This window comes from Modestobacter muralis, assembly GCF_010682105.1.
Taxonomy (GTDB): domain Bacteria; phylum Actinomycetota; class Actinomycetes; order Mycobacteriales; family Geodermatophilaceae; genus Modestobacter; species Modestobacter muralis.
In genome coordinates this window covers 1-598 of the sequence record NZ_JAAGWH010000078.1, presented here as the reverse complement: position 1 = coordinate 598, position 598 = coordinate 1, and the positions used below count along the sequence as shown (strand labels likewise).

Annotated in this window: 1 protein-coding gene; it reads right to left on the bottom strand. The window is 66.2% G+C overall.

Features of this window, described 5'->3' with window-relative positions; genetic code table 11:
• A partial coding sequence (locus tag GCU67_RS21065; RefSeq protein ID WP_420846377.1) for a fatty acid desaturase family protein occupies nt 1–598 on the bottom strand: 598 nt, incomplete at both ends.

Sequence of the window (598 nt, the reverse complement as noted above, 5' to 3'; positions counted from 1 at the left end):
GGATCACCGAGTTCGACCACAGGTTGCGCACCACGTTGGCGGTGAAGTTCGCCGTCAGGGTCGCGGCGGCGTTCGGGCCGGACAGCAGCGGGTGGACGACGTAGTCCTTGAGCACCTGCTTGCCGATCTTGCGCAGCACCGCCTTGCCGCGCGCCCGGAACTCCGGGTCGCCGGTCTGCTTCTTGGCGATGACCGCGCCCAGCTCCAGGTCATAGGCGGCGATGCCGTACTCGAAGAAGCACGCGTTGATGAAGCTCCACAGCGGCTGGCCCAGGTGGAAGGGCTGCCACGGCTGGTCCTCGTCGACCCGCATGATGCCGTAGCCCAGGTCGTTGTCCTTGCCGATCACGTTCGTGTACGTGTGGTGCAACTCGTTGTGCGAGTGCTTCCACTGCTCGGCGGGGCTGGCCATGTCCCACTCCCACGTCGTGGAGTGGATCTTCGGGTCACGCATCCAGTCCCACTGGCCGTGCAGGATGTTGTGCCCGATCTCCATGTTCTCGAGGATCTTGGCGACCGAGAGCCCGACCGTGCCGAGGATCCACGCCGGCGGGAACCCGGAGGCGAGCAGGACGGCGCGGCTGCCCAGCTCGATCTT